Raw genomic sequence first — 24,286 nt, 5'->3', positions numbered from 1 at the left:
GGCAACGTCGCCGGGGTGCGCGGGGTCAGCGCATCTCGGCGGTGATCGCCCAGCGTTCGTGGTCGCGCCAGGCGCCGTCGATGTGGAGGAAGTCCGGTGAGTAGCCCTCGCGCCGGAATCCGGCCCGGCGGACCAGGGCGATCGAACCCTCGTTGCCCGGCTGGATGTTGGCTTCCAGGCGGTGCAGCCCGAGCGGGCCGAAGGCGCGGTCCAGGACGAGGCCGAGGCCCTCGCTCATGAGGCCGCGCCCGGCCGCGTGCGCGAAGACGCCGTAGCCGAGCGCGCCGCAGCGAAAGGCTCCGGCGACGATGTTGTTGATGTTGATGAACCCGGCGATCGCGCCGTCGGCCGGATCGTGCGGCCCGTGCCGTTCGCACACGAGGAAGCCGGCCCGCGTCGGATCGTCGATGAGCGCGCCCGCGTAAGCGGCGTACGCGTCGGGGGCGGTGGGCGGGAACAGCCAGGGGCGGTGCAGCCGGCCGCTCTCCCGGGCCCGGGTGGTGAACTCGCCGGCGTCGGCGGGCGTGAAGGGGCGGATCGCGGTGCGCGGCCCCTCGGCCAGGTAGCTGGTGTCGGACATCGTTCCAGCGTAGAGCGGCCGTGCGGGCCGGGCCCGTGAGCCCTGCCCGCACGGCCGCCGCGCGCACCGGCCCTACTTGGGCCGCCTGCGGAAGAGGTAGGCGCCGCACGCCATGCCCGCCACGAACATCACGACCAGCCACACGTAGAGCGGCGCGGTCACCAGCGGAACGATGAGGCGGACCTTGACGTCCTTCGTGTTCTCGGCGATGAACACGACCGACAGAACCGCGATGACGAGGACCAGAATGCGGCCGGGGGTGAACGCCCCGCTGCCGCTCTTCCCGCTGCTCGACACGTCCTTCGGACTCATGAGCAGCCCCTTTCCCGGCCCCGGTACGGCCGTCGCCCGGGGCTCCAGGATGGCTCCGCCGCCGCCCCGGCAGGCACTGATGCTCGACCATTCGGGTGACGGGGCGGTGGGAGCGGCGGCGCCGCGCGACCGCTCAGAGCAGGGCGGGCACCTCGGCCGTGAGGGTGGCCGGGCCGCCGTCCGCGGGGGCGTCGAGCACCGCCGGCACGCCGAGCGGAATGGTCAGCCCGGTCGGTCCGTGCCCGAAGCCGAGCTCCTCGACGACCGGGACACCCAGCGCCCCGAGCCGGTCCGCGAGCACCGCCCGCACCTTCTCGTACGGTCCGCACCCCGCCCAGGACCCGCAGGCCACCCCGGCGACGCCGTCGAGCGCCCCGGCCCGCAGCAGCTGGGTGAGGATGCGGTCGAGGCTGTACGGGTCCTCGGTGGTGTCCTCGATGACGAGCAGCCCGCCCCGGGCCGAGGCACGGGCATCCGGGGTGCCGAGGCCGGCGGCGAGCAGGCTGACACAGCCGCCGTACGTGATGCCGCGCGCCCGGCCGGGGACGAGCGCCCGCGCATCCTCAAGCCCGAGTGTCCGCACGGTCTCCGGCTCGAACAGGGTGGCCCGCAGGGACTCCTGGGTGCGCGGGTCCTTGAGGAAGGCCTCCGTCCCCGCCATGGGCCCGTGCAGGGTGGCGAACCCGGCCCGCAGCGCGAACGCCTCGTGGAGCGCGGTGATGTCGCTGTAGCCGACGAACACCTTGGGCCCGGCCTGGCGCACCGCCGCCCAGTCCACCAGGTCGACCATGCGATGCGCCCCGTAGCCGCCCCGCGCGCAGATCACCGCCTCGACGGACGGGTCGCACCAGGCGTCGCCGAGGTCCCGGGCACGCCCCTCGTCCGTACCGGCGAGGTAGTCCAACTCCCGGCGCACGTCGAGCACATGGGGCATCGGCACGGGGTCGAGACCCCAGCCGCGCAGGATGTCGAGTCCGGGTTCCAGGCGGTCGGCGGGCACGGGTCCGCTCGGGGACACGACGGCGACCCTGGCGCCCGTGCGCAGCCGGGCGGGGCGGGTCAGCGGGGCGAGGGTCACTTCCTCAGCTCCAGGGAAACCACGTCCGGGCGATCGAAGCCGAACACCTGGGCATACAGGGAGAGTTCCGACTCGATCGCGTCGATCATGGTGTCGGCGCGCCGGAATCCGTGGCCCTCGCCCGGGTAGGTGCGGTAGGCGTGCGGGATGCCGCGCCCCTCGACGGCGGCGAGGAACCGCTCGCACTGCACGGGCGGGCAGATCGGGTCGTCCTCGCCCTGGAGCAGCAGGAACGGCGCGGTGAGCCGGTCGGTGCGGGTCACCGGGGAGCGTTCGCGGTAGCGCTCGGGGACCTCGGCGAGCGGTCCCACCAGCGACTCCAGGTAGCGGGACTCGAAGTCGTGGGTCTCGTCGGTGCCCCAGCCGGTGAGGTCGAGGATGGGGTAGATGATGGTGCCGCAGGCGTAGACATCGGTGCCGGTCAGCGAGGCGGCGGTGGTCCAGCCTCCGGCGCTGCCGCCCCGGACGGCGAGCCGTCGCGGATCGGCGGTGCCTTCGGCCGCGAGCGCCCCGGCGACGGCGGCGCAGTCCTCCACGTCCACGACGCCCCACTGCTCGCGCAGCCGGTTGCGGTAGGCCCTGCCGTATCCGGTGGAGCCGCCGTAGTTGACCTCGGCGACACCGATGCCGCGTGAGGTGAAGTAGGCGATCTCCAGGTCGAGGACGAGGCCGGCATGGCTGGTGGGGCCGCCGTGGGCCCACACCACGTAGGGCGGCAGCTCGCCGTCGGGGCCGGTGCGGTCGGGGTTGCGCGGCGGGTAGACCTGGGCGTGGATCTCGCGTCCGCCGGGTCCGGTGAAGGTGCGGACGACGGGCTCGGGGTAGTACGCGGGGTCGATCGCGTCCTCGTGCGGGGCGCCGATGATCCGGGTGTGCCCGGTCGCCGTGTCCAGCTCCACGATCTCGTACGCGCTGTGCGGGCTCGCGGCGACGCCGACGACCCGGCTGCCCTGCACGGTGAGGGTGGGGGCCCACTCGGTCCAGGGTCCGGCGATGTCCACCAGGTCCCCGGTCTCCGGGTCGAGGATGCCGAGCGTCGTGGTGCCCCTGCCGTGGAGGGTGGCGATCAGCCCGTTCTCCAGGGGGCGGAACCAGACGAGCCCGACCTTCCACAGCCCGGCGGCGAACTCCTCCTCGCGGGGGCACAGCGCGACCGGCTCGCCGCCGTCCGGGGCGAGGCGGTAGAGATTCCACCAGCCGCCGCGGTCGCTCGCCAGGAGCAGGTGCCCGTCCGCCGTCCACTGGATCTGCGGCACGGACTCGTCGGGGCCGCCGGCGAGGGTGCGGGCGCCGTGGAAGGTGCCGTCCTCCGCGATGTCGGCGACCACCACCTCGGTGCCGTCCCAGGGCATGAGCGGGTGGTCCCAGCCGATCCAGGCGGCGCGCCGTCCGTCGGGCGAGACCTCCGGCCCGGTGACGAACCGGTGCCGCTCCGGGCTGAGTTCGCGTACGGCGGACCGGTCGCCGGCCGCCGATCCGTCCAGTGGTACGGCGGCGATGACGCGGCGCAGTTCGGTGGGCGCGTCGCCGGTGAACTCCTCCAGGACGCACCAGACCTCACCGGCCGGGCCCCGGTCCGGGTGCAGGCGCGGGTCGACCCAGCGCAGTCCGCCGCCGACCGCGGAGACGGGGGTGAGCGGCCACGGCTCGCGGGCGCCGTCGGGCTCGTAGGCGTACAGCCGCTGGTCGTCGAAGTGGACGAAGACGATCAGCGGGCCGCCCTCGGCCCGTCCGGTGCCGGCCCAGGGCTGTCCGCCGTATTCGATGACGCGGCTGCGGACGTTCCAGGGGGCGGGCAGTTCGGTGGTGGTGCCGTCCACCGTCCGGCGGACCAGGGCGCGCCGGCCGGCTTCGGCCGGGCGCGGTTCCGTCCACCACAGCTCGTCGCCGACCGCGCCGGCGTACTCGGGACGGCCGTCGTGGGACGCGGCCAGCGCGGCGTCGATCGGCGAGGGCCAGCTTCCGTGGGCCTGTGTGGATGCCATGTGTGTGAGTCTCCCCCGACGGGTTCAGGCGGTGCGCAGATAGTGGTCCAGGACCCGGACGCCGAAGTGCAGGGCGTCGACGGGGACGCGCTCGTCCACACCGTGGAAGAGGGCCTGGTAGTCGAAGCCGACGGGCAGTTTCAGCGGCGAGAATCCGTACCCGGTGATGCCGAGCCGGGAGAACTGCTTGGCGTCGGTGCCGCCCGACATGCAGTACGGCACGACGTGCCCCTCGGGGTCGAACCGCTCGATGGCGGCCCGGAGTTTGGCGTACGTGGGTGAGTCGACGGGGGCCTGGAGCGCGACCTCCTGGTGGTGGAACTCCCAGTCGACCGTGGGCCCGGTGAGCCGGTCCAGCGTGGTCCGGAACTCCTCCTCGCCGCCGGGGACGGTCCGCCCGTCGATGTAGGCGGTGGCGTGGCCCGGGATGACGTTGACCTTGTAACCGGCCTCCAGCATCGTCGGGTTGGAGCTGTTGCGGACGGTCGGGGCGACGAGGGCGGCGGCAGGCCCGATCTTGCCGAGGAGTTCGTCGACGTCGAAGCCGGGGGCGTCGAGATCGGGATGGATGCCGTGGAGTGCGGCGATCTCGGTGAGGGCCGCGCGGACCGTCGGGGTGAGGCGGACCGGCCACTCGTGCTGGCCGATACGGGCGACGGCGGCGGCGACCGCGCTGACGGCGTTGGCCCGGTTGACCTTGGAGCCGTGGCCGGCCTTTCCGTGGGCGGTGAGCTTGAGCCATCCGGTGCCGCGCTCGCCGGCCGCGATGGGGTAGAGCGGCATGTGGGGCCCGGCGTGGAAGGTGAAGGCGCCGGATTCGCTGATGCCCTCCGTACACCCTTCGAAGAGGGCGGCGTGCTGGTCGGCGAGGAAGCCGGAGCCGTCGTCGGCGCTGGCCTCCTCGTCGGCGGTGTACGCGATCACGATGTCGCGGCGGGGGCGGATGCCGGCCCGTGCCCAGTACCGGACGACGGCCAGGACCATCGCGTCCATGTTCTTCATGTCGATGGCACCGCGCCCCCAGACGGTGCCGTCGCGCACCTCGCCGGAGAAGGGGTGCACGGTCCAGTCGGCGGCCTCGGCGGGCACCACGTCCAGATGGCCGTGGACCAGGAGCGCGGGGGCGCTGGGGTCGGTGCCGGGAATCCGGGCGACCACGTTGGTGCGGCCGGGGGTGCGCTCCAGGAGCGCGGGTTCGAGTCCGGTGGCGGCGAGGCGCTCGGCGACGTACTCGGCGGCGGGGCGTTCGCGGCAGTCGCCGTCGCCCCGGTTGGTGGTGTCGATGCGGATCAGTTCGGAGGTGAACGTCACCGATTCGTCGAGCGCGAGGCCGTCGACGGAGTCCTGGGGGGCGGGGGCCTCAGCCATACTGTTCCTCCACGGCGGCCGACACGATCGTCGTCACCGCCTTGAACGTGCGGATACCTTCGTACATCGTCGCGCTGGTGTACGCGACACGCCTCTCGCCGCTCGGCCCGACACCGGGGACGACGGTGGCCGCCGCGGCCAGGTGCTCGGCGTCGAACTCCAGCTCAACGGTGAACGGGCCGCCCTCGACCGGCGGGTACCGGCCGGCCAGCGGGACGGCCTGCTGGGCGGCGGCCCGGATGTCGGCGGCGGTGCGGGCGGGGGTGCGGCAGACGGCGGCGTAGCGCGACACGTGGTCCTTGACGGCGACCTTCCGCGCGTCGGGGGCGTACCCCTCGGCGTCCACGCAGGTCAGGTCGTCCCCGGTGACGAGGACGACGGGGACGCCGTACTCGGCGGCGACATGGGCGTTGAGCAGCCCCTCGCTCGCCCGGACCCCGTTCAGCCAGACCCCGGTGATGGAGTTGGCGAGGTAGGTGTGGGCGAGGACGCCTTCCGTGCCGGCGCCCGTGTGGTAGCCGATGAAGGCGACGGCGTCGACGTCCCCGTGCTGGATGCCCTCGACCATGCTGAGCGACTTGTGCTTGCCGGTGAGCATCTGGACGCGGTCGTCCAGCTTCTCCAGCAGGAGGTTGCGCATGGTCCAGTGGGCCTCGTTGATCAGCACCTCGTCCGCTCCCCCGTCGTAGAAGCCGAGGGCGGCGGCGTTGACGTCGGAGGTGAACAGGGAGCGGCACCGCTCCCACTGCGGCGTGCCGGGCAGCACATCGGCCGGCCAGGTCACGCCGGTGGCGCCTTCCATGTCTGCGCTGACGAGGATCTTCATGCGGCAACACGGTACGCGCCGCAGAACGCGCAGGCCAGGGCTGCCGGGACCTCCACAGGTCCATTCCAATGACGGCCCCGGCGGCCGGTGCGGACCGCCGGGGGCGCCGGAGCCTCAGCGCCGCTTGGCGCCCTTCAGCAGCTTCTCGATCCGGCCGAGTTCCTTGTCGGTGAACTCCAGGTTGCGCACGGCCTCGACGCTGTTCTCCAGCTGGGCGACGCTGCTCGCGCCGACCACGGCGGAGGTGACGCGGCCGCCGCGCAGCACCCAGGCCAGGGCCATCTGGGCGAGGGACTGGCCGCGCGCGGAGGCCAGTTCGTTCAGTTCGCGCAGCCGCGCCACCAGGTCGGGGGTGACCGCGTCGGCCGACAGGAAGGGGCTGCTGCCCGCGGCGCGGGAGCCCTCCGGGATGCCGTGGAGGTAGCGGTCGGAGAGGATGCCCTGCTCCAGCGGGGAGTAGGCGATGGAGCCGGCGCCCAGCTCGTCCAGGGCCGTGAGCAGGCCGTCCTCGACCCAGCGGTCGAGCATCGAGTAGCGCGGCTGGTGGATGAGGAGCGGGGTGCCGAGGTCCTTCAGAATCCGCGCGGCCTCGCGGGTCTGCTCGGGCGAGTAGTTGGAGACACCGACGTAGAGCGCCTTGCCCTGCCGCACCGCCGTGTGGAGGGCGCCCATGGTCTCTTCGAGCGGGGTCTCGGGGTCGGGCCGGTGGGAGTAGAAGATGTCGACGTAGTCCAGGCCGAGCCGGGTGAGGCTCTGGTCCAGCGAGGCGAGGAGGTTCTTGCGCGAGCCCCATTCGCCGTACGGGCCGTCCCACATCAGGTAGCCGGCCTTGGTGGAGACGATGATCTCGTCGCGGTGGGCGGCGAAGTCCGTCGCCAGGGCGCGGCCCATCGCGCTCTCGGCGGAGCCGGGCGGCGGGCCGTAGTTGTTGGCCAGGTCGAAGTGGGTGATACCGAGGTCGAAGGCCCGGCGCAGGATCTCGCCCTGTGTCCGCGGTGTCCGGTCCCCGCCGAAGTTGTGCCACAGGCCGAGCGAGAGGGCCGGCAGCTTCAGGCCGCTGCGCCCGGTGCGCCGGTAGGGCATGTTCGCGTAGCGGTCGGCGGACGGGATGTACATACGAGGCTCCACGGGAGAGATGTTCCGGTTCGCCCGGTCGGGGAACGGGCACAGGTCCAGGCTCGCTCACATCGATCCAGCAGTCCAACAGGAGATTCCGCTTGGATTCAGGACCTATATTTCTCAATCATGGAGTTGCGTCAGCTGGAACATTTCGTCGCGGTCGCCGAGGAACGGCATTTCACCCGGGCCGCCGAGCGGGTCGCCGTCTCGCAGTCCGGTCTCTCCGCCTCCGTGCGGGCGCTGGAGCAGGAGCTGCGGACGCCGTTGTTCAGCAGGACCACCCGCAGCGTACGGCTGACCGAGGCGGGGCGCGCCCTGCTGGTGGAGGCGGAGCGCACGCTGGCCGGGGTGCGGGCCGCGAAGGACGCCGTCGCCGCGGTACGGGGCCTGCTGCGCGGCACGCTGTCGGTGGGCGTGGAGCAGTGCGTGGCCGGGCTGCGGCTGCCCCGGCTGCTCGCCGCCTTCCACCGCGCGCATCCGCACATGGACATCCGGCTGCGCCAGGAGGGCACGGCGAAGCTGGTGGACGGGGTGGCGGGCGGGCGGCTCGACATCGCCTTCGCCGCGACGGTGAGCCCGGCCGGGTGGCGCGGTGAGCTGGTCCCGCTGGCCCGGGAGCCCATGGTCCTGCTGTGCGCGCCGGGCCACCGGCTGGCGGCGGCGGACCGGGCGGGCTGGGCGGAGCTGGCCGACGAGCCGTTCATCGACTTCCACCCGGACTTCGGGCCGCGCCGCGCGGCCGACGCGGCGTTCAGGGCGGCCGGTGCCCGCCGCACGGTGGCCCTGGAGGTGACCGACGTGCACAGCCTGCTGGAGCTGGTGCACGAGCAGTTGGGCATCGCGGTCGTGCCGCACCACTTCTCGCGCAAGCCCGAGGCGCGGGGTCTGGCGGCCGTACGGCTCGACGGGGCGGACGGGGTGTTCTACGAGAGCGTCGTGGTCCTTCCCGAGGCGCGGGCCATGAGCCCGGGGGCGCGGGCCCTCATGGCGCTGGTACGGGAGGAGGACGGGCGCTGACCGGGCCGGCTCAGCCGCTCAGCGCCCCGGCGAACGCCGGGCCGGCCGGAGTCCCTCGTACGGGACGTACTCGGGATCTCGGCCGGTACGGCGGGGGCGCTTGCCAGGCGTCGAGGGCCGGACCGGACTTCGCGGACACGGCCCGGGGCGTCGCGGCCGCCCCGGCTGCCGCCGTGCGGGCCCTGCCCGGCCCCGGACGGGTTCACGCGTCCGGGGCCGGGCCGCGTACGGGTCAGCCGGCGGCCAGCACGAACCACCTCGCCGGCAGGTCGATCCTGGTCCCGTCGGCCAGCGTCTCGGTCTGCGGCAGGACCGTTTCCCCGCTGTCCAGGGTGGTCAGCCCGGCCGCCTTCAGCAGCTCCGGGACCTCCTCCTCGGCGGCGCTCGCCGGCTTGAGCCCGTGCTCGAAGACCCGGCGCAGCTTCACCGGGGGGCCGTCCGGGCCCTGCGCGGCCCGTTGCAGCACCTCCTTGGAGGCGGGCGTCAGCTCGGCCACGAAGGCCCGGCCCCGCTCCCCCAGCAGGGTCGCCACGGCCGCCGCGACGGCCGGCCGGGCCTCGGGGTCGCTCTGGTGGATCACGGCCCGCATGTAGACGTTCGCGTCGCCGATCCGCTCGTGCAGGGCGCGTACGGCGTCCGCGTCGGTCAGGTCGAGCTGGGCGAACTCCGCGACCTGCCCGGTGTCGGCCCGCCGGGCGTGGTCGATCGCGGCGTGCGAGAGGTCCACCCCGATCGCCCGGGGGAAGAGGGTGGCCAGATGACGGGTCTGCGTACCGCTGCCGCAGCCGAGGTCGACGACGGGCAGGGTGGCGTCCGCGTGCGGCAGGAGCAGCCGGCTGTGCGGTACGGCGCTCAGGGCGGCCTCCGCGTCCCAGATCGCCTCGCCTGGCCGGTCCGACGTGGCCGCCCAGTAGCCTTCCCACGCCTCACGGTATTGCTCCGACACACCCATGCGTACTCCCAAGTCCCGTCGTGCACACTCACTTCGCTCAGCCAGGGACTACTGCCCCGAGTGGCCCCGGGGCAAGGGTTGGGACGCAACTGCCTTGTGATTACCAGCCGTTCATCAGCGGGCGGGACGGCCGGGAGAGGGCCAGCTCGAACCAGACGGTCTTGCCACGCGCCGTTCCGCTGGTGCCCCACTCGCGGGCGAGACTGCTCACCACCACGAGGCCGCGCCCGAATTCGTCGTTCGCGGTGACTCCGAGGAGCGAGGCGGGGGCGGGCTCGTCGTCGCTGACCTCGCACAGCAGCGCGCCCGTACGGACCAGGCGGAGCCCGATGTGGTGGGTCCGGCCGTGCTTGACGGCGTTGGTCACGAGCTCGCTGACCATCAGTTCGGCCGATTCCACCGCGTCGGGCAGCTCCCAGTCGAGCAGCTTGCCGCGCACCAGGCGGCGGGCCCGGGAGACCTCGCGCGGGTCGAGGGCGAGCTGCCACTCGGCGACGTCGTCGTCCCCGATCCCGTTGAGCCGGGCCATCAGCAGGGCGACATCGTCCTTACGGCCGTCCCTGGGGTTCAGGGCGCGGATGATGGTGTCGCAGGCGTCGTCCATCGACGCGGCGGGATGGGCGGCGGAGGCGCAGAGCGCGGCGAGTCCGGCCCCGATGTCCTGGCCGCGCACCTCGACCAGGCCGTCCGTGCACAGGATCAGCCGGTCGCCGGGTCGCACCCGGACGGTGGCCGTCTCGAAGGCGACCTGGCCGACACCGATCGGAGCCCCGGTCGGCAGGTCCAGGAGTTCGGCCCGGCCGTCCTCGGCCCGGACCAGGACCGGCGGGATGTGGCCCGCGTTGGCGATCTGGAGCTCGTGGCCGATGGGGTCGTAGACCGCGTAGAGGCAGGTCGCGAGGTACTGCTCGCCGAGGCGCTGGGCCAGGTCGTCCAGATTGCGCAGGAGCTGGGCCGGTGGCAGCTCCATGGTGGCCATGGTCAGGACCGCGGTGCGCAACTGGCCCATCATGGCCGCCGAGTTGAGCCCGTGCCCCATCACGTCACCGACGACGAGCGCGGTCCGCGAGCCCGGGAGCTTCACCGAGTCGAACCAGTCGCCGCCGATCCGGCCGAGCCGGGTGCCCGGCAGGTAGCGGGTGGCGATGTCGCAACCCGCCATGCGGGGCTCGACGTTGGGCAGCATGCTGTCCTGGAGCGTCTCGGCGACGTTCTCCTGGTAGGTGTACATGCGGGCGTTGTCGAGTACGAGCCCGGCGCGGGCCGCGAGTTCGGCGCCGGTGGTGCGGTCCATGTCGTCGAAGGGCTCCCGGCCGGGGCGGCGCATGAGCACCATGAAGCCGAGCACCACGTCGCGGGCCTTGAGCGGCACGATGAGCAGCGAGCGGTGGGTGATCAGGGGCCTGAGGTCCCGCTTCTCGAACTCGCCCGAGATCCGGTTGCTCAGCTCCTCGCTGACATAGGGCACGATGACCGGCTCGCCCGTGACCATGCACTGGAAGAACGGGGTGTGCTCGGGGAAGGCGATCGACTCGCCGACGGGCACGGTGTCGTCCCAGCGCAGCGGCCCGGTTCGTCGTTGTGCTCGACCCAGACGCGGTGCCAGACCGTGGTGACGTCGGGCGGCCCGTCGGGAAAACCCTCGCCGGCCAGGACGGCGGCGCGCAGATGCGTACCCGCGAAGTCGCTGAAGCGGGGCACGGCGGCGCTGGTGACCTCGCGGATGGTGCGTTCGAGGTCGAGTGAGGTGCCGATGCGGCCGCTGACCTCGTTGAGGAATTCCAGCCGCTCCCTGACCGCCGCGTATTCGAGGTCCAGCTCGGGCCGGGGCACGGCGCGCGGGGCCGCCTCCCCGTCGGCGGCGTGTCCCTCGCCCTGTGCCGGGATGCCTCCGGCGCGCTTCGGAACACCCCAGTCGGGGGTGACCGGAATGCGGTCGTGGTGACTGAACTCCAGCACGGGGTAGCCCAGTTCGAGGACCTGGGCGACGATTCTCGTGGCCTCCTGCACGCTCATGTTCGGCAGGATCTCCGGCAGCCGCGCCGACAGCTCCGGGTAGCCCGGGAAGTCGGTGTGGGCGGCGAATCCGGGTGCGACGGTCCGGGTCCGGGCATCCTCGCCGCCCTCCGCGCCCCGCAGTCGCGCGCCGTCGGCGGCGAGCACGAGCAGCCGCTCCGGGCCGGGTCCGACGAGCGGGTAGGCCCACCACAGCACGTCGATCCGGCCGCGGCCGGGGTCGTCCAGCCGGGCGCTCCCCGCCGCCGGGTAGGCGAAGTCGCCGCTCAGCGAGCTGTCGAGCGCGGGCCCCTGATCGGTGCGCTCCGCTTCCGCCGATGGACCGTCACCCGGGGACAGCGCTCCGGAGACCGGGAGGAGTTCACCGGCCGGGCAGCCCACCGCCTGCGCACGGGTGATCCCGAAGAGCCTTCCGGCTCCGGTGGACCAGTGCGAGACGAGTCCGTCCGTGTCGACGACGACCACGGCCAGCGGTACCCGGCCCGCCGCGGTGTCACGCGGCTGTGGTGTCCTGTGCGGCGACACACCGAGGTCCATGAGGGAAGGCTCCTTCCTCACCGCGACATGCCGCGGCGCGTGACTCCACGGTACGGGGCGGCGACCGGCGTCCGTGGGTCATCGGCGGAATCACCCACGAGGGTGGTGCGCCCGGCGCACTCGGCGGCGCACCACCCCTTTGCCAGCCGTGCGCTCAGTCCTCGTGCCCCAGCTGGAGGTCGCGCTCGGTGCGCCCGCCGCCCGCGACCTGGAGCACGGTGGCCACCGGCGGGTAGCCGGCCGCGATCACGGTGTACTCGCCGGTGGACAGGTCGACGAACCGGAACGCCCCGTCGGGCCCCGTGGTCACGGTGTCCACGACGTTGCCCGCCGCGTCCAGGAGCGTGACGCGGGCGTCCTCGACGGGCCGCCCGCCGCCGGCCCGGACGATCCCGCGCAGCACGGCGCCGCCGGCCAGCTCGATGTCCTGCCGGGTCTCCCTGGCCGCCTGCACGCTGACCGGGAGGGCGGCGGGCCGGAACGCCGGGGCGGAGGCCGCGAGGGTGTACTCGCCCGCCACCAGCTCCGTGATCACGTACCCGCCCTCGCGGCCGGTGCGCGTGGAGGCGACGACCTCGCCCCGTACGTCGGTCAGGGTGACGGCCGCGTCCCGTACGGGCACGCCGTCGGCGGTCACCACCGTTCCGGCGAGCCGGCCCGCGCCGCCAAGCACCACGTCGAGTTCGACGGGCCGTTCGCCGACGGTGACGCTGACGGCCTGCGGCTGGTGGCCCCCGGCGGCGGCGATCAGGACGTACGAACCGGCGCCCGGCACGCTGAGCGCGTACCGCCCCTCGTCCCCGCTGGCGCCCCGGCCGACCTGCTGCCCCTGGACGTCGATGAGGGTGAGGGCGGCGCGCGGGACCTTCGTACCGTCCGGGTGCTGGACGCTGCCGGAGACCGGGACCCCGGAGAGGTATCCGGCGGACGTGGTGCCCGGGTCGGTGCGGGCGGAGGGGATCGCGGCGGGCTCGGCCGCGGTGGTCTCAGGACCGGCTGCGGTGGTTTCGGAACTGTGGGACACCAGCGGTTTCTCCTTGAGGAAGAAGGCGAAGAACAGGCCGAGCACGAGGACCGGCACGAGGTAGAGGAAGATCCGGGGCATGGCGTCGGCGTACGCCTGGATGTAGGCGTCCCGCAGGGCGGGCTCCATCGCGTGCACCAGCTGCGGGCTGATCGACCCGGGGTCGGGGAGCTCCACCCCGGACGGCAGCCGCACGGCGAGCGCGTCGGCCAGCCGCCCCGCGAACAGGGTGCCGAAGACGGCGGCGCCGACGCTGCCGCCGATCTGCCGGAAGTAGTTGTTGGCGCTGGTCGCGGAGCCGAGGTCGGCGGGGCGTACGGAGTTCTGCACGGCGAGGACCAGCACCGGCATGACGAGCCCGATCCCGAGGCCGAGCACCGCCTGCGCGATGCTGTATTCGATGCGCGGGGTGCCGGTCTCCATCCGGGACAGCAGCCACATGCCCACCGCGGAGACGGCGCAGCCCGCGATCGGGTAGACGCGGTAGCGCCCGGTGCGGGAGATGAGCTGGCCGGAGACGACGGAGGCGCCGACGATGCCGCCCATCATGGGGAGCATCAGCAGCCCGGACTCGGTGGCGGTGGCCCCGTCGACCATCTGGAGGAAGGTCGGCAGATAGCTGGCCGCGCCGAACAGCGCGACGCCGACGACCGCGCCGACCAGTGCCGTGACGTTGAAGATCGAGTCGCGGAACAGCCGCAGCGGGATGATCGGTTCTGCGGCGCGGCGCTCGACGACGAGGAAGAGCGCAGTCGTCGCGACGGCGCCGGCCCCCAGCCCCAGGATGGTGCCCGAGCCCCAGGCGTACTCCGTACCGCCCCAGCTGGTCAGCAGCACCAGGCAGGTCGAGGCGGCGGCGAGCAGGGCGGCGCCGAGGATGTCGAGCCGGGGGCGCACGGTGGGCCGGGGGAGCTTGAGGACGACGGTGATCACGGCGAAGGTGACCAGGCCGAACGGCACGTTGATGTAGAAGCACCAGCGCCAGGAGGCGTGGTCGGTGAAGAAGCCGCCGAGCAGCGGGCCCGCCACGGAGGCGAGGCCGAAGGCCGCGCCGATGAGCCCCATGAACCGGCCGCGCTCGCGGGGCGGGACCACGTCCGCGATGATCGCCTGGACGCCGATCATGAGCCCGCCGCCGCCGACGCCCTGGAGGGCCCGGAAGGCGATCAGCTGGTCCATGGTGCGTGACCAGCCGGCCAGCGCGGAGCCGACGACGAAGACGACGATGGCGAACTGGAAGACGCCCTTGCGCCCGAAGAGGTCACCGAGCTTGCCGTAGACCGGCAGACCGATCGTGGAGGCGAGGAGATAGGCGGTGACCGCCCAGGACATCTTCTCCAGGCCGTGCAGCTCACCGACGATCTTCGGGAGCGCGGTGGCCACGATCATCTGGTCGAGCGCCGCGAGCAGAAGCGTGAGCATCAGCCCGACGAAGATCAGCCGGATGCGGCGCGGGTCCGTCTCGGTCCCACCGGGCGCGTCGCCGCCGGGGGCTTCCTTCGCGGCGGGCGGCGGCGGAGGCGGAGCGGCCGCGGGCGCCGCTTCGGCGCCCTCCGGACCGCCCGGCTCGTCCTCCAACAGAGTGATGCCACCCACCACGTGCCGCTCCCCTCGTCGCGCTGCCGCCCATTTCTCGCATCGTGCGACAAGCGAGGGCAAACGCGACGGGGGGCGCTGACGGCGCACTCAGGGGGCGTATCCCCCGGTGGGAGCCACTACGGCGCACAACCGCCCGGCCACAAAGACCACCCGAACCGGTGAGGCCGGACCACGTGGCGGAGCGTCAGTTCTCGACCTCGGCGGCGAGGTTCTGCAGCAGCTCGTCGTAGATGCGGCCGAGCCCCTTGGGCGCGAAGGTCTTCTCGAAGAAGCCGCCGATACCCCCGGCGCCGTTCCACACGGTCGAGACGACGGCCTTGGACCTGCCCTCGCCGGCCGGGGTGACGGTCCAGGTGGTGACCATCGAGGAGTTGCGGTCCTTCTCCACGAGCTGCCCGTCGGTCGGCTCGCTGACGTCGAGCAGGCAGTCGCGCACCCGCTTGCTGGTGGCCTGGAGCTTCCAGTGGACGAGGGTGCCCTCGCCGTCCCCGCCCTCGCGCACCTCGTACTCGCTGAAGTGGGCGGGCAGCACCTTGCCCCGGACCTCCTTGTAGTCGGCCAGCGCGTCGAACACCGCCTCCGCGTCCGCCGCGATGATCCGCTCCGTCGTGGCTTCGACCTGCGCCATGGCTGTTCCTCCAGCACTCGGTTGTTCCGGGTGTGCTGAGCCAACCACCTCGGGGGTCCTGCTCAAAATCCGGTCCGGGACGAAGGGGAGGAAACGATCAAGGGAACAAGTGTTCTATTCTCGGTCCAGAGCTACCGAGGAGGCGTCCATGCGCTGGGACAATCTGGCTGAAAACAACGCCAATCACCCCATAGGCGGTACGGGTGCGCTCTTCGCCGCGGACGCGGTGACGACCCGGACCTTCGACACCCCCGAATTCCGGGGCATCACCTTCCACGAGATCCGGGCCCGCTCGATCGTGAACCGGGTGCCGGGCGCCTCCCGGATGCCGTTCGAGTGGACGGTGAACCCGTACCGCGGCTGCACCCACGCCTGCGTCTACTGCTTCGCCCGCAAGACCCACAGCTATCTCGACCTCGACACCGGGCTCGGCTTCGACTCGCAGATCGTCGTCAAGGTCAACGCCCCCGAGCTGGTCCGCCGCGAGATCGCCTCACCGCGCTGGAACGGCGCCCACGTCGCGATGGGCACCAATGTCGACTGCTACCAGCGGGCGGAGGGCCGCTACCGGCTGATGCCGGGCATCCTGACCGCACTGCGCGACCACGCGAACCCGTTCTCGATCCTGACGAAGGGCACCCTGATCCTGCGCGACCTGGAGCTGCTGAGGCAGGCCGCCGAGGTCACGGAGGTCGGCGTCTCGGTCTCGGTGGGCTTCGTCGACCCCGAGCTGTGGCGGACCGTGGAGCCCGGCACCCCCTCGCCGGAGCGCCGCCTCGATGTCGTCCGCACGCTGAGCGAGCACGGCATCGGCTGCGGAGTGCTGATGGCACCGGTCATCCCGCACCTCGGCGACAGCCCCGACCAGCTCCGGGCGACGGTCCGCGCGATCGCCGCCGCCGGGGCGACCTCGGTGACCCCGCTCGTCCTGCATCTGCGCCCCGGGGCCCGCGAGTGGTTCATGGAGTGGCTCGGCCGCCACCACCCGCACCTGGTGCGGCGCTACGAGCGGCTGTACGCGGACGGCGCCTACGCACCCACCTGGTACCAGCGCCGCATCACCCGGTACGTCCATGAGCTGGCGACCGAGTACGGCATCGGGCCCTCGCACCGCGGGACCTCCCGCCGCCTGCCCGGACGTGAACCGCGGCCCCCGCGGGACGGCTCCGGGCCGGGCACCGAACCCACCCAGCTGACCCTGCTCTGAGCCGGCACCGCCCGAGCACACGGGCAAACGGGTCATCTCTCACCCCAACAGGTCCTCCCGTCCCCGAATCCGGGGAACATCCGGCGGGGGCTGCGCCCGGCGCAGCCGTGATCCCCCACCACGGGAGGCCATATGACGAACCGTCCAGGAATGCTGCTCGCCGTCGGAGCGACGGTCGCCGGTCTGGTGACCGCCGTCCCTGCCCCGGCTACGGCGGACACCGGCACGCCGAGCACCGCACCGCTCGCCTGGAAGGACTGCGCGACGAAGTCGTACCCGACGCTCCAGTGCGCGACGGTGCGCTCGCCGCTCGACCACGACGACCCGGCCGGCCGCGAGGTCACCCTCGCCCTGACCCGGGTCCCGCACACCTCGAAGACCTTCCAGGGTCCGCTGCTGGTCAACCCGGGCGGCCCCGGCGGCAGCGGCCTGTCGATGGCCGGTTTCGTCGCCGCCTCGCTGCCGAAGGAGGTGGCCGCCCAGTACGACGTGATCGGATTCGACCCGCGCGGCGTCGGGAAGAGCCGGCCGGCGCTGGACTGCCTGCCCGGCTACTTCGACCCGGTGCGGCCCGACCCGGTGCCGCAGTCACTCGGGGGCGAGCGCGTCAACCGCAACCGCGCCCGTGACTTCGCGGCGGCCTGCGGCGAGAAGTACCCGGACCTGCTCCCGTACATGGACACGGTGAGCGCGGCCAAGGACCTCGACGTGATCCGGCGCGCGACCGGATCACGGCAGCTGAACTACTTCGGCTACTCCTACGGCACCTATCTCGGCGCCGTCTACGCCAAGCTGTTCCCGGAGCGCGTCCGGCGCCTGGTCCTCGACTCGAACGTCGACCCGGACGGCGTCTGGTACGACGACAACCTCGCCCAGGACTACGCGTTCGACACCCGGCACAAGGCGTTCGCCGCCTGGGTCGCGAAGTACGACGACACCTACGGCCTCGGCAGCGACCCGGCGAAGGTGGAGGCCGCCTGGTACCGGATGCGGGACGCGGTGAAGAAGCGTCCGGCGGGCGGGAAGGTCGGCGCGGGCGAGCTGGACGACACCTTCCTGCCGGGCGGCTACTACAACGGCTACTGGCCGGTGCTGGCCGAGGCGTTCGCCGCCTATGTCAACGACAAGGACGAGAAGCCGCTGACCGAGGCGTTCGAACGGTTCGCCGCGGTGGACGCGGACGGCGACAACGGCTACTCGGTCTACACAGCGGTGCAGTGCCGGGACGCCTCGTGGCCGGGCGACTGGAACGTCTGGCGCAGCGACACCTGGCGGGTCCACGCCAAGGCGCCCTTCATGGCCTGGGGCAACACCTGGTACAACGCGCCGTGCGCCGACTGGCCGGTCGAGCCGCTGAACCCGGTGCGGGTCTCCAACCACGACCTGCCGCCGGCCCTCCTCTTCCAGGCCACCGACGACGCGGCGACCCCGTACGAGGGCGGTGTCACCCTGCACCGCAAGCTGCGCGGTTCGCGCCTGGTGGTCGAGCAGGGCGGCGCCAACCACGGCATCACACTGAGCGGCAACGACTGCCTGGACCGCTATCTGGCGGACTACCTGGCCAAGGGCACCGTGCCGCGCGCCGGGCGCGGCGACGTGGACGCGGTCTGCGCGAAGACCCCCGACCCGGTACCGGAGACCGCCAAGTCGGCCCGCCCGGCGTCCCGGACCGACGCGGCCCTGCGGGGCACCGCCCTGCACGCGCTGCTGGGCTTCCGGGGCTGAGCCGCCGGATCCTTCCCGAGGGGCGTGCGCGGATCCGTCCGCGCACGCCCCTGGCTCATTCCTCCCCCAGCCGCCCGAGCGCCTCCCGGGCCGCACCCGTCAGTCGGGGCCGGGGCAGTGCGGCCTCCAGGACCGGGCGGGCGGCGGCGTCGCCCAGGGATCCCAGGCCCTCGACGCAGGCCAGGGCGACCCGCCAGTGGGGTTCGTCCGGGTTCAGGAGCCGGGACAGGGTGGTGATCAGGGCGGGTACGGACTCGGGGGCGCGCAGGGTGGTGAGCAGGCGGACCGGGTGCAGGGCGTAGGCGGTGCGCAGGGAGTTGGTGGCGAGCGCGGCGGCGGCGCGTGGGGTGCGGGGGTCGCCGAGGCGGGCCAGGGCGTGGGCGGCGCTCACGCAGCGCTCGGGGTCGCGGTGGTTGAGCAGGAGCACGAGGGTTTCGAAGGCGCGGGGGTCGCCGCCGCAGCCCAGCCGGAACGCGGCGATCTCGCGTGCCCACAGGGGGCGTTCGTGCTCGACGAGCACCCGGGCGAGTTCCTCGTCGTCCTCGGTGGCGAGCAGCCGGCGGTAGGCCGCCGAGTCCGCCGCCTCTTCGGCCAGCCGGTGTGTCAGGGACCGTAACTCCTCATCCATGACTGTCAGCGTACCGGCGGACACGCAGCGTACCGATGGGGCCGGGGAATGTGGCAGGGGCCACAACTGGGCAGGGCTGGCGCGCTCGTTACCCGCCGGTTAAGCTCAGGTGAGCGGGTTGAACCCCGCCGGCTCCGGTGGCCTGGTGACGCAGCCACCCGGAGTGCTGTCGGTTCGGCAGTTCCACGAGACGTGACTCCGGGACAGAGTCCGTCGCCCCTTTCACGGTCCCGGCGTGCCTCACGCCCGGCGGCCGAGCACCACGACAGGCAACTCCCGCGCACCATGCGCCGGCCGGGCCCATCCGCCCCTCTCATCGGCCGCGCGCCGTGCGTTCCCTCAGTCGTCACTCATCCCTGGAGTCCCCTGATGGACATCCCTCTCTCCACCATTGCCGTCGTCGGCCTCGGCACGATGGGCACCGGCATCGCCGAGGTCCTGACCCGGTCCGGCCGCGAGGTCATTGGCATCGACGTCGATGACGCGGCCGCCGGCCAGGCCGTCGCCTCCCTGGAGGCGTCCACCGCCCGCGCCGTGGAGCGCGGGCGGATCACCGAGGAGGAGCGGCGCGACGCGCTCGCCCGCTTCCGTACCTTCTCCGACCTCCAGGCCGCCGCCGACGCGGAGCTGGTCATCGAGGTCGTGCCGGAGTCGTACGAGATCAAGCAGCAGGTCTTCCGGGAGCTCGACGCGGTCGTCTCCCCCACCGCCATCCTCGCGACCGGCACCAACGCCCTGTCGGTGACCCGGCTGGCGGCCGAGTCGCAGCACCCCGAGCGGGTGCTCGGCCTGCACTTCTTCAATCCGGCGCCCGCGATGAAGCTGGTCGAGGTGGTCTCCTCGGTGCTGACCGCCCCGCCGGCCGTCGCGGCCGTCACGGAGCTGGCCCGTCTGCTGGGCAAGGAGCCGGTCTCCGTCGGCGACCGCCCCGGGTTCGTCGCCGACGGCCTGCTCTTCGGCTATCTCAACCAGGCCGCCGCGATGTACGAGGCGAACTACGCCTCGCGCGAGGACATCGACGCGGCGATGAAGCTGGGCTGCGGTCTGCCGATGGGCCCGCTGGCCCTGCTGGACCTGATCGGCATCGACACGGCCCGTACGGTCCTGGAGGCGATGTACTCCGCCTCGCACGACCGGCTGCACGCCCCGGCGCCGATCCTCGGCCAGCTCGGCGCGGCCGGGCTGACCGGCCGCAAGGCGGGGCGCGGCTTCTACACGTACGCCGGGCCGGGCAGCCAGAGCGTGGTGCCGGACGCGCTGACGCCCGCCCCGCGCGGCGGGGAGTCCGCCGGGCGCACCGTGCGGTCGGTGGGTGTCGCGGGCTCCGGGACGATGGCGTCGGGCATCGCGGAGGTCTTCGCGAAGGCCGGTTACGACGTGGTGCTCGCCGCCCGCGGCCAGGAGAAGGCGGACCTCGCCAAGGGCCGCGTCGCCAAGTCGCTGGACCGGTCGGTCGCCAAGGGGCGGCTGACCCCGGAGGCGCGGGACGAGACGCTGGCCAGGATCTCGGCCGCGGGCTCGCTGGACGCGTTCGCCGAAGTGGACCTCGCCGTGGAGGCGGTCGCCGAGGACCTGGCGGTCAAGCAGCAGTTGTTCGCCACACTCGACAAGGTGTGCAGGCCCGGCGCCGTGCTCGCCACCACCACCTCCTCGCTGCCGGTCGTGGCGGTCGCCAGGGCCACCGGGCGGCCCGAGGACGTCATCGGGATGCACTTCTTCAACCCGGCGCCCGCGATGAAGCTGGTCGAGGTCGTGCGTACGGTGCTCACCGCCGACGACGTGCACGCGACGGTCCACGAGGTGTGCCTGAAGGTGCGCAAGCACCCGGTGGACTGCGGGGACCGGGCCGGTTTCATCGTGAACGCGCTGCTGTTCCCGTACCTCAACAACGCGATCAAGATGGTCGAGGAGCACTACGCGTCCCTCGACGACATCGACGCCGCGATGAAGCTGGGCGGCGGCTACCCGATGGGCCCGTTCGAGCTGCTGGACGTGGTGGGGCTCGATGTCTCGCTGGCGATCGAGAAGGTGCTGCACGGCGAGTTCCGCGATCCGGGCCTGGCGCCCGCCCCGCTCCTGGAGCATCTGGTGGCCGCGGGCTGCCTCGGCCGCAAGACGGGGCGCGGCTTCCGCGAATATGCCCGGCGCTGACCGGGGGGCCGGCTGGGGCGGGTTGCTCGGCCCTCCGGGCGGCCCGCCCCCGCAGGCGCGCTCTCCCGCACCGATGCAGTACGTTCACAGCATGTCCCAGCCCGCCAGGTCCTCCCGTGTGTCCGCCGCGCCCGACGTCCCGGAAAGCGCCGCAAGCACCCGAGCCGCTGCCCAGCGGCTCAGAATGCGCCGTGAGCTGGCCGCCGCGGCGATGGAACTCTTCGCCACGAAGGGGTACGAAGCCACCACGGTCGACGAGATCGCGGGCGCGGCGGGTGTGGCCCGGCGGACCTTCTTCCGGCACTTCCGCTCGAAGGAAGAGGCGATCTTCCCGGACCACGACGACACCCTCGTGCGGGCCGAGGCCGTCCTCAACGCCGCCCCCGCGCACGAGCATCCGCTCGACACGGTGTGCCGGGGCATCAAGGAAGTCATGCGGATGTACGCGGCCAAGCCCGCGGTCTCCGTGGCCCGTTACAAGCTGACCCGCGAGGTGCCGACCCTGCGGCAGGCGGAGATCGCCTCGGTGGCCCGCTACGAGCGGCTGTTCACACGCTATCTGCTGGGCCACTTCGACGAGCGCGACCACCATCCGGGCAACGACGACCCGTTGCTGGCGGAGGTCGCCGCGTCCGCCGTCGTCACCGCGCACAACCATGTGCTGCGCCGTTGGCTGCGGGCGGACGGGCAGGGCGATGTGGAGGCGCAGCTCGACCAGGCCTTCGCCATCGTCCGGGACACGTTCGGGACGGGGATCGGTGCCGGCCGCACCGCCGGGGCCGAGCCCGCGAAGCCGCCGGCCGCCTCGGTGCAGGCCCAGGGCGAGGTGCTGGTCGCGGTGGCCCGGACGGACGCGCCCCTGGACGAAGTGATGCGTACGATCCAGCAGGCCCTCAAGGAGCGCTGAGCCGGGCCGGGGAAACCCGGTTGCCGGGGCGGGGCCCCGGTGTTGAGGTGTGCGGATGAACGATCATGTGACATCCGATCCCGCCCGGCTCCTCACCGTCTTCGACCGGGAGATGCGCGAGCGTGCCCGCCCCGATGGACCGGGCGCCCGCGTCGAACGCGTCGGTGACGTCGTACGGCAGGTGGGCGCCACCGTCCACGACTGGAACGGGGTGGTCTGGTCGTCGCCGGACCTGGACGCCTCCCGGGCGGACGCGGCGGTCGCCGCCCAGGTGGCGCACTGCGAGCGGCTGGGCTGCGAGGAGTTCGAGTGGAAGCTGTACGGGCACGACCGGCCCGCGGACCTCGGGGCGCGGCTGTCGGCGGCCGGCTTCGAGGCCGAGGAGCCGGAGACCCTGCTCGTGGCGCCGGTCGCGGACCTGGCCACGGACGTACGGCTCCCGGAGGGCATCCGGCTGCGGACGGTGCGCGACGAGGCCGATGTGGAGCTGATGGCGCGCGCCCATGAGCAGGCGTTCGGCTCCGACGGGTCGCGGCTGCGCCACCAGGTGCTGGCCCGGCTGCGGGAGGACCCGGAGCATTTCGTGGGGGTGCTGGCCCTGGCGGGCGACGAGCCGGTGAGCTCGGCCCGCATGGAGCTGTACCCGGGCACGGGCTTCGCGGGGCTGTGGGGCGGCGGCACGGTGGCGGCGTGGCGCGGGCGGGGCGTCTACCGGGCACTGGTGGCCTTCCGGGCGGGTGTGGCGGCGGAGCGCGGCTACCGGTATCTCCAGGTCGACGCGACCGAGGACAGCCGGCCGATCCTCCAGCGGCTCGGTTTCACGGCGCTGACCACGACGACCCCGTACGTGTACCGCCCGGCGCGCCCCTGACCGTACAGACGGGTGCATACCGCCTATACAACCTCCCGTGTTGCTCATGCGTGGCACCCGGCTGACAATTGAGGGAAATTACTGGCACCGAGTGCCTTGTCAGCTGTCACGCAGTGCCATACCTTGAAGGTGTCCGGGCGGCCGGCGTGCTGGGATCTCACGTACGCCGGCTGTCCCCGCAAGCCACGTGCCTGCGCGCCCGGACGCCTGCGTCACCAGGCACCCCTTCTGCTCCACAGAGCAAGCAGCCGAGCTTCACCCGCCGAACCGACGGCACACCTCCAGACCCGTCCCCCCTGTTCTCAGGGACCCCTCAGCGTTCCCTCAACGCTTCCCCGAGCTCTCGGCTTCGTCGAGCAGGGGAGACCCCATCCGCCGGAGGCACCCGTGAAGGAAATCCTGGACGCGATCCAGTCGCAGTCCGAAGCGAAGAGCGGCTCCGCCGCTGTCACCGCCGCGGACTTCGCGGCGCTGCCCGTCCCCGAGTCGTACCGCGCGGTCACCGTGCACAAGGACGAGGCGGAGATGTTCGCCGGGGTCGACAGCCGCGAGAAGGACCCGCGCAAGTCCCTCCACGTGGAGGACGTGCCGGTGCCCGAGCTCGGTCCGGGCGAGGCCCTGGTCGCGGTCATGGCCAGCTCGGTGAACTACAACTCCGTCTGGACCTCGATCTTCGAGCCGGTCTCGACGTTCGGCTTCCTGGAGCGCTACGGCCGGGTCAGCGAGCTGACCAGGCGCCACGACCTGCCGTACCACGTCATCGGCTCCGACCTGGCGGGCGTCGTCCTGCGCACCGGCCCCGGCGTCAACGCCTGGAAGCCCGGTGACGAGGTCGTCGCGCACTGCCTCTCGGTCGAGCTGGAGTCCTCGGACGGCCACAACGACACGATGCTCGACCCGGAACAGCGCATCTGGGGCTTCGAGACCAACTTCGGCGGCCTGGCGGAGCTCGCACTCGTCAAGTCCAACCAGCTGATGCCGAAGCCGGACCACCTCAGCTGGGAGGAGGCGGCGGCTCCCGGGCTCGTCAACTCCACCGCGTACCGCCAGCTGGTCTCGCGCAACGGCGCCGGCATGAAGCAGGGCGACAACGTGCTGATCTGGGGCGCCAGCGGCGGCCTCGGCTCCTACGCCACGCAGTTCGCGCTGGCCGGCGGCGCCAACCCGATCTGTGTCGTCTCCAGCGACCAGAAGGCGGAGATCTGCCGGAAGATGGGCGCCGAGGCGATCATCGACCGCAACGCCGAGGGCTACAGGTTCTGGAAGGACGAGCAGAACCAGGACCCGCGCGAGTGGAAGCGGTTCGGCAAGCGCATCCGCGAGCTGACCGGCGGCGAGGACGTGGACATCGTCTTCGAGCACCCGGGCCGCGAGACGTTCGGCGCGAGCGTCTACGTCACCCGCAAGGGCGGCACGATCGTCACCTGCGCCTCCACCTCGGGCTACACCCACGAGTACGACAACCGCTACCTGTGGATGTCGCTCAAGCGCATCATCGGCTCGCACTTCGCCAACTACCGCGAGGCGTGGGAGGCCAACCGCCTGGTCGCCAAGGGGAAGATCCACCCGACGCTCTCCAAGGTCTACTCCCTGGACGACACCGGCCAGGCCGCGTACGACGTGCACCGCAACCTCCACCAGGGCAAGGTCGGCGTCCTGGCACTGGCGCCGCGCGAGGGCATGGGCGTGCGCGACCACGAGATGCGCGAGAACCACCTGGACGCCATCAACCGCTTCCGGAACGTCTGAGGTTCAG

18 protein-coding genes and 1 pseudogene are annotated in these 24,286 nt (G+C 72.6%); 7 read left to right on the top strand and 12 right to left on the bottom strand.

The features are described 5' to 3' along the window. Nucleotides 1–25: 25 nt before the first annotated feature. The 7 genes from P8A18_RS29595 to P8A18_RS29565 form a co-directional block, all read right to left on the bottom strand. On the bottom strand, nucleotides 26–580 hold the full coding sequence (locus tag P8A18_RS29595; RefSeq protein ID WP_306059462.1) for a GNAT family N-acetyltransferase: 555 nt from the start codon (nucleotides 578–580) through the stop codon (nucleotides 26–28). A gap of 72 nt (nucleotides 581–652) precedes the next feature. Then, on the bottom strand, nucleotides 653–892 hold the full coding sequence (locus P8A18_RS29590; protein WP_018552622.1) for a LapA family protein: 240 nt from the start codon (nucleotides 890–892) through the stop codon (nucleotides 653–655). A gap of 133 nt (nucleotides 893–1,025) precedes the next feature. Beyond that, nucleotides 1,026–1,970, bottom strand: coding sequence for a S66 peptidase family protein (locus P8A18_RS29585; protein WP_306059459.1), 945 nt, complete (start codon nucleotides 1,968–1,970; stop codon nucleotides 1,026–1,028). Then, on the bottom strand, nucleotides 1,967–3,955 hold the full coding sequence (locus P8A18_RS29580; protein WP_306059457.1) for an LpqB family beta-propeller domain-containing protein: 1,989 nt from the start codon (nucleotides 3,953–3,955) through the stop codon (nucleotides 1,967–1,969). The genes P8A18_RS29585 and P8A18_RS29580 overlap by 4 nt, the downstream gene beginning before the upstream one ends. A 24-nt stretch (nucleotides 3,956–3,979) precedes the next feature. Continuing rightward, entirely contained in the window at nucleotides 3,980–5,323 is a 1,344-nt protein-coding gene (locus P8A18_RS29575) for a M20/M25/M40 family metallo-hydrolase (RefSeq protein ID WP_306059455.1), read from the bottom strand. Further along, nucleotides 5,316–6,149 carry a M55 family metallopeptidase gene (locus tag P8A18_RS29570; protein WP_018552626.1) on the bottom strand — a complete coding sequence of 278 codons (834 nt, stop codon included), beginning with the start codon at nucleotides 6,147–6,149 and terminating at the stop codon, nucleotides 5,316–5,318. Before P8A18_RS29570 ends, P8A18_RS29575 begins: the two co-directional genes overlap by 8 nt. A 114-nt stretch (nucleotides 6,150–6,263) precedes the next feature. Continuing rightward, nucleotides 6,264–7,265, bottom strand: a complete 1,002-nt coding sequence (locus tag P8A18_RS29565) for an aldo/keto reductase (protein WP_306059451.1) — start codon at nucleotides 7,263–7,265, stop codon at nucleotides 6,264–6,266. A 129-nt stretch (nucleotides 7,266–7,394) separates the two neighbouring features. Between P8A18_RS29565 and P8A18_RS29560 the strand changes: the two genes are divergently transcribed. Further along, nucleotides 7,395–8,285, top strand: coding sequence for a LysR family transcriptional regulator (locus P8A18_RS29560; RefSeq protein WP_306059449.1), 891 nt, complete (start codon nucleotides 7,395–7,397; stop codon nucleotides 8,283–8,285). 232 nt (nucleotides 8,286–8,517) lie between these two features. Here the strand turns inward: P8A18_RS29560 and P8A18_RS29555 are convergent, their stop codons facing one another. The 4 genes and pseudogenes from P8A18_RS29555 to P8A18_RS29540 all read right to left on the bottom strand — a co-directional run bounded on the left by P8A18_RS29555 (nucleotide 8,518) and on the right by P8A18_RS29540 (nucleotide 15,041). Then, a complete protein-coding gene (locus P8A18_RS29555) occupies nucleotides 8,518–9,237 on the bottom strand; it encodes a class I SAM-dependent methyltransferase (RefSeq protein WP_306059447.1) in 720 nt (239 codons plus the stop codon). Nucleotides 9,238–9,337: 100 nt separating this feature from the next. Continuing rightward, nucleotides 9,338–11,790: pseudogene (locus P8A18_RS29550) on the bottom strand (ATP-binding SpoIIE family protein phosphatase). A 154-nt stretch (nucleotides 11,791–11,944) separates the two neighbouring features. Beyond that, the gene (locus tag P8A18_RS29545) at nucleotides 11,945–14,413 is read right to left on the bottom strand and encodes an MFS transporter (protein ID WP_306059445.1); all 2,469 of its coding nucleotides are present in this window, start codon (nucleotides 14,411–14,413) and stop codon (nucleotides 11,945–11,947) included. 184 nt (nucleotides 14,414–14,597) lie between these two features. Next, nucleotides 14,598–15,041: an SRPBCC family protein gene (locus P8A18_RS29540; protein WP_306059443.1), complete on the bottom strand. Its 444-nt coding sequence runs from the start codon at nucleotides 15,039–15,041 to the stop codon at nucleotides 14,598–14,600. A 148-nt stretch (nucleotides 15,042–15,189) separates the two neighbouring features. On the opposite strand from P8A18_RS29540, the gene P8A18_RS29535 reads away from it, so the two are divergent. Beyond that, nucleotides 15,190–16,248, top strand: coding sequence for an Rv2578c family radical SAM protein (locus P8A18_RS29535; protein WP_306059441.1), 1,059 nt, complete (start codon nucleotides 15,190–15,192; stop codon nucleotides 16,246–16,248). A gap of 132 nt (nucleotides 16,249–16,380) precedes the next feature. After that, nucleotides 16,381–17,973 (top strand): alpha/beta hydrolase, encoded by a 1,593-nt coding sequence (locus tag P8A18_RS29530; protein WP_306059438.1) that lies wholly within the window; start codon nucleotides 16,381–16,383, stop codon nucleotides 17,971–17,973. 55 nt (nucleotides 17,974–18,028) lie between these two features. On the opposite strand, the gene P8A18_RS29525 is transcribed toward P8A18_RS29530, so the two are convergent. After that, the gene (locus P8A18_RS29525) at nucleotides 18,029–18,601 is read right to left on the bottom strand and encodes an adenylosuccinate lyase (protein ID WP_306059436.1); all 573 of its coding nucleotides are present in this window, start codon (nucleotides 18,599–18,601) and stop codon (nucleotides 18,029–18,031) included. 369 nt (nucleotides 18,602–18,970) lie between these two features. Between P8A18_RS29525 and P8A18_RS29520 the strand changes: the two genes are divergently transcribed. The 4 genes from P8A18_RS29520 to ccrA all read left to right on the top strand — a co-directional run bounded on the left by P8A18_RS29520 (nucleotide 18,971) and on the right by ccrA (nucleotide 24,279). Beyond that, nucleotides 18,971–20,752 (top strand): 3-hydroxyacyl-CoA dehydrogenase family protein, encoded by a 1,782-nt coding sequence (locus tag P8A18_RS29520; protein ID WP_306059434.1) that lies wholly within the window; start codon nucleotides 18,971–18,973, stop codon nucleotides 20,750–20,752. Nucleotides 20,753–20,843: 91 nt separating this feature from the next. Continuing rightward, nucleotides 20,844–21,659, top strand: a complete 816-nt coding sequence (locus P8A18_RS29515; RefSeq protein ID WP_306059432.1) for a TetR family transcriptional regulator — start codon at nucleotides 20,844–20,846, stop codon at nucleotides 21,657–21,659. A gap of 55 nt (nucleotides 21,660–21,714) precedes the next feature. Beyond that, nucleotides 21,715–22,530: a GNAT family N-acetyltransferase gene (locus P8A18_RS29510; RefSeq protein WP_306059430.1), complete on the top strand. Its 816-nt coding sequence runs from the start codon at nucleotides 21,715–21,717 to the stop codon at nucleotides 22,528–22,530. A gap of 387 nt (nucleotides 22,531–22,917) precedes the next feature. Next, complete coding sequence (gene ccrA / locus P8A18_RS29505) at nucleotides 22,918–24,279, top strand: crotonyl-CoA carboxylase/reductase (protein ID WP_018552643.1); 1,362 nt, start codon at nucleotides 22,918–22,920, stop codon at nucleotides 24,277–24,279. Nucleotides 24,280–24,286: the final 7 nt, after the last annotated feature.

This window comes from Streptomyces sp. Mut1, assembly GCF_030719295.1.
Taxonomy (GTDB): domain Bacteria; phylum Actinomycetota; class Actinomycetes; order Streptomycetales; family Streptomycetaceae; genus Streptomyces; species Streptomyces castrisilvae.
The sequence above is the reverse complement of the archived record's forward strand: the minus strand, read 5'-3'. Positions and strand labels throughout refer to the sequence as shown.

Bases quoted from the DNA above. Each gene is read 5' to 3' on its own strand.
- P8A18_RS29590 (WP_018552622.1), bottom strand. From the start codon at position 892: ATGAGTCCGAAGGACGTGTCGAGCAGCGGGAAGAGCGGCAGCGGGGCG.
- P8A18_RS29520 (WP_306059434.1), top strand. From the start codon at position 18,971: ATGGACATCCCTCTCTCCACCATTGCCGTCGTCGGCCTCGGCACGATG.
- P8A18_RS29515 (WP_306059432.1), top strand. From the start codon at position 20,844: ATGTCCCAGCCCGCCAGGTCCTCCCGTGTGTCCGCCGCGCCCGACGTC.
- P8A18_RS29575 (WP_306059455.1), bottom strand. From the start codon at position 5,323: ATGGCTGAGGCCCCCGCCCCCCAGGACTCCGTCGACGGCCTCGCGCTC.
- P8A18_RS29530 (WP_306059438.1), top strand. From the start codon at position 16,381: ATGACGAACCGTCCAGGAATGCTGCTCGCCGTCGGAGCGACGGTCGCC.
- P8A18_RS29570 (WP_018552626.1), bottom strand. From the start codon at position 6,149: ATGAAGATCCTCGTCAGCGCAGACATGGAAGGCGCCACCGGCGTGACC.
- P8A18_RS29580 (WP_306059457.1), bottom strand. From the start codon at position 3,955: ATGGCATCCACACAGGCCCACGGAAGCTGGCCCTCGCCGATCGACGCC.
- P8A18_RS29540 (WP_306059443.1), bottom strand. From the start codon at position 15,041: ATGGCGCAGGTCGAAGCCACGACGGAGCGGATCATCGCGGCGGACGCG.
- P8A18_RS29555 (WP_306059447.1), bottom strand. From the start codon at position 9,237: ATGGGTGTGTCGGAGCAATACCGTGAGGCGTGGGAAGGCTACTGGGCG.
- P8A18_RS29595 (WP_306059462.1), bottom strand. From the start codon at position 580: ATGTCCGACACCAGCTACCTGGCCGAGGGGCCGCGCACCGCGATCCGC.
- P8A18_RS29565 (WP_306059451.1), bottom strand. From the start codon at position 7,265: ATGTACATCCCGTCCGCCGACCGCTACGCGAACATGCCCTACCGGCGC.
- P8A18_RS29535 (WP_306059441.1), top strand. From the start codon at position 15,190: ATGCGCTGGGACAATCTGGCTGAAAACAACGCCAATCACCCCATAGGC.
- P8A18_RS29510 (WP_306059430.1), top strand. From the start codon at position 21,715: ATGAACGATCATGTGACATCCGATCCCGCCCGGCTCCTCACCGTCTTC.
- P8A18_RS29525 (WP_306059436.1), bottom strand. From the start codon at position 18,601: ATGGATGAGGAGTTACGGTCCCTGACACACCGGCTGGCCGAAGAGGCG.
- P8A18_RS29560 (WP_306059449.1), top strand. From the start codon at position 7,395: ATGGAGTTGCGTCAGCTGGAACATTTCGTCGCGGTCGCCGAGGAACGG.